Genomic DNA, 3471 nt, shown 5'->3' with positions numbered 1-3471 from the left:
GCTGCGCGTACGCCGCGAGGCGATGCCCAGCGACTTTCCCCTGCAGATCGAGCTGAGTGGCATTGTGTACGGGACACAGTCCGCGGTCGTCGAGGACATCCTGTTCGATGCCATTCCTTTGCCATTGACCTCCCTGGCCGCGGATTCCCTCGTCCACGCAGTCCTGCTGGAAATCACCTCACAGGCAGAGGAGCTCGCGCAGGCCGTGAATTATCTCTCCGCCGACCTGCGCCGGGCCGCCGGGGCCGACCCCATCCCGTGGGATCGCGGACAGCGGCCCGGCGACATGGTCCTACATGCCCTCGACCCGTTGGTGCGCCGTTTGTTGGTCGGGCTCCGTGCCATAGGCGAGGACGTCGACCAGATCGAACGCGGACAGCTCGCATGGGAGCAGGTGGCCTGGCAGCGCACCTGGGAGATCGCCGAGCAGGTCTTCTCCACCGCCGCGCCGACCACCTTCGCCGGGCGGATCGACCAGAAGAAGAACAAGGAGGGTAACCAGGAAGGGAAGAAGACAATCTATCGGATGAGTACGGCCGAGGCCAGCTTCCATCGTCGACTCAACCAGATCCTCACCCGCGCGGCCGAAGCCCGCAGAACACCGAAGCGCCCCGCGACAAAAGCCGAAGCCGTCCCGACAAACGCAGTGTGAGGTATCCATGTTCACAAACCCACATGCTCGATACTGGAACCGGTTTGTCGACGCGGACGGCGCGTGGAAACGTGACCCCCGCACAGCCGTGGAACAGCGCCCACCGGGTGAGGACCTGGCCGCCTTGCGATCCGGCCTGGGTCAGCCGGCCGGTTCCGTTCCGGCGATGTGGCCTTTCTACACATGTGTCGTCGACGAGAAGGCCGCACAGCGAGACGAGGGCTCGGATGAGGAGACCGCCGAGCACGCTGCCCTGGCCCTGTTTGGTCTGCACCAGCAGAGCCAGCAGGAGCCGATGCACCGCCCGAAGGTCGGTTTCGGGCAGGCCCTGCGCGCTCTTCGGCTCAGTGACAGGTTCAGCGAGAACGCCGTCGACGCCCGCGTGCAGGCCGCTGCCACAGCCACCAGCGTCCCTGCCCTGCTGTACCGTCTCCGGGGTCTGATCACCCAGCTGCGGACCATCCACCAGCCCTTGGACTACGACCTCCTCATGGAGGACATCAAGTACTGGCACTACGTTGAGTCCCGTCAGCGTGTCCGACGCGCCTGGGGCCTGAGGTACTACGTCTGGGGCCAGGCGGCTTCGGACGGATCCGAGGGCAAAGACACGACCCCTGCTACTTTTTGATCTTCCTCATATCGGATCCGATGAGATATCGGATCCGGCGAGGGCTCCCTGTCTGACGACATCTATCACCGCCTGCCGCTGATCCCGTTTCCGCTCCAGCCGTCCAGCCGTCCAGCCGCGCCACTGACGAACCGCTCAGGAGCGCCTCCCATCCAGCCAGGAGACAGTGATGAACCCGCGTCTCTATATAGACGTCCACATTTTGCAGACCGTCCCGCCTGCGAACCTCAACCGTGATGATCAAGGAAATCCCAAGGAGGCGTCCTTCGGCGGTGTGCGTCGCTCTCGGGTCTCCTCACAGGCATGGAAGCGGGCGACCCGTATGGCCTTCGCCGAGCGCGTGCCTGAGGAGAAACTGGCCACCCGCACTAAAAAAATCGCCAGTCAACTCACCGAGCGCTTGGAGGCCCGGGCCGACCTGGACACCGACGCCGCAATCCGGATCGCCGGAGCGTTGCTGGCCACGCTGGAAATCAAGGCAGGTAAGAAGGCAGGAGACACCGCCTACCTGCTCTTCTACGGCCGACAGCAACTTGAGGAGGTTGTTAACCTCGTCGCTGATCAACTGGACGATCTTGCCGTTCTGGACGACGCCGACCTGGCTGCGGCGGTCAAGGAGCTCCCGGTACGGGAGAAACTCGGCACCGGCCATCCCATGGACGTCGCGTTGTTCGGCCGGATGGTCGCCGACATCCCGTCCCTCAACGTCGACGCGGCAACCCAGGTCGCTCACGCACTGTCTACTCATGCAACCGAACTGGAGTTCGATTACTACACAGCTGTCGACGATGAGAACGAGAAGGAGGAGACCGGTGCCGGCATGATCGGCACGATCGGCTTCAACTCAGCGACTCTCTACCGTTACGCGACGGTGAGTCTGCATCAGCTCACGGCCAACCTCGGCGACGACACGGCCGCCGCACTCGACGCCGTCGAGCTGTTCCTGCATTCATTCGTCCGTTCCACCCCTTCCGGTTACGGCAACTCCTTCGCTCACCGGACACTGCCCAGCCTCGTCGCCGTGGTCGTCCGTCAGGATCAGCCGGTCAACCTCGTCTCCGCCTTTGAAAACCCTGTCCGTGCGCGGAATGGCATTGTGGCGGCATCGGCTCGGCGACTGGCCCGCGAACACAGCCTGGCCACCAGCCAGTGGGGCGACACCCCCCTGCACACTGGCCTGTGCCACACGTTCGACCCCGACGACGAGGAGACCGCCGCCACGGCCGCCGCTCTCAGCACAGCGTTCCGTCCGGCCCAGACCTTCCCCACGGTGCTCGCCAAGCTGCGTGCCAGCCTTATCGAGACGGTGAAGCAGGGCTGATGATCACCGCTGACACGACCGAGAACGGCAGCAACCCCACCGATCCTGACCATCAGCTCGTCTTGCTCCTGCGTCTCGCGGGGGCACTGCAGTCGTGGGGTGACCGCAGCGCCTTCAACCGCCGAGAGACACGGCCTGAACCGACCAAGTCCGGTGTCCTCGGGCTCCTCGCAGCCGCCGCGGGCCGGCATCGCGAAGCCTCGCTCGCCGACCTGATGGACCTACGGCTGGGCATCCGGGTCGACCAACCCGGCACGCTGCTCCGCGATTATCACACCGTCAGTGACTATCGGGGTCGTCCCTTGCTTCAGGCTGGCGTGTCAGCCAAAGGGGTGCAGAGGCCCACCTCACCGCCCAAGCCCACGCACATCACCCAACGCTTCTATCTTCAGGACGCTGTGTTCGTCGCCGCCGTCGCCGGACCGCAGCCGCTGCTGGAATCCCTCGAAGTGGCCGTCCGCAGACCCGCCTTTCCCCTTGCCCTGGGACGACGCTCCTGCGTGCCTACCCAGCCAGTCTGGCTGGGGCTGCGCAGCGGTGCACTCCAGGACGTGCTCCGCGATGAGCCCTGGCAGGCATCGCAACACGTCCGTCAGGCGTTCACCCGCCGTAACAAGAAACGCCCGGATCGGATCGACCTGTCGGCGACTCTCGACGACAGCGAAGGCGACGACGTCCTGCACGACGTCCCCGTCTCCTTCGACCCACGCAACCGGCGTTTCACCAGCCGACGTGTCCGCCACACCTGGCTGTCCGTGCCTACCGGATTTCCCCCTGCGGACGGCCCGGAGACCCCCGAAGCCACCGGCACCGGCACCGGGACTGGGACCAGCGCGCACGACCCCTTCGCCCTGCTGGGTTGGTGACTCC

The 3471-nt window shown here is 65.2% G+C and carries 4 protein-coding genes; all 4 read left to right on the top strand.

All coding sequences use genetic code 11. From position 1 onward, the window contains the following. Positions 1-652: type I-E CRISPR-associated protein Cse1/CasA (locus tag U9980_RS25365; protein WP_322770233.1), on the top strand; the 652-nt coding region annotated here is incomplete at its 5' end. Between the two features lie 7 nt (positions 653-659). Next, a complete protein-coding gene (gene casB / locus U9980_RS25360) occupies positions 660-1280 on the top strand; it encodes a type I-E CRISPR-associated protein Cse2/CasB (RefSeq protein ID WP_322770232.1) in 621 nt (206 codons plus the stop codon). Positions 1281-1449: 169 nt separating this feature from the next. Continuing rightward, the gene (gene cas7e, locus U9980_RS25355; protein ID WP_322770231.1) at positions 1450-2601 is read left to right on the top strand and encodes a type I-E CRISPR-associated protein Cas7/Cse4/CasC; all 1152 of its coding nucleotides are present in this window, start codon (positions 1450-1452) and stop codon (positions 2599-2601) included. Beyond that, positions 2601-3467, top strand: coding sequence for a type I-E CRISPR-associated protein Cas5/CasD (cas5e, locus tag U9980_RS25350; RefSeq protein WP_322770230.1), 867 nt, complete (start codon positions 2601-2603; stop codon positions 3465-3467). The genes cas7e and cas5e overlap by 1 nt, the downstream gene beginning before the upstream one ends. The last annotated feature ends 4 nt before the right edge of the window (positions 3468-3471 follow it).

The organism is Protofrankia sp. Cr1, from assembly GCF_963555865.1.
Taxonomy (GTDB): Bacteria; Actinomycetota; Actinomycetes; order Frankiales; family Frankiaceae; genus Protofrankia.
This window is presented reverse-complemented; position numbering and strand designations above follow the sequence as displayed.

Bases quoted from the DNA above. Each gene is read 5' to 3' on its own strand.
- casB (WP_322770232.1), top strand. From the start codon at position 660: ATGTTCACAAACCCACATGCTCGATACTGGAACCGGTTTGTCGACGCG.
- cas7e (WP_322770231.1), top strand. From the start codon at position 1,450: ATGAACCCGCGTCTCTATATAGACGTCCACATTTTGCAGACCGTCCCG.
- cas5e (WP_322770230.1), top strand. From the start codon at position 2,601: ATGATCACCGCTGACACGACCGAGAACGGCAGCAACCCCACCGATCCT.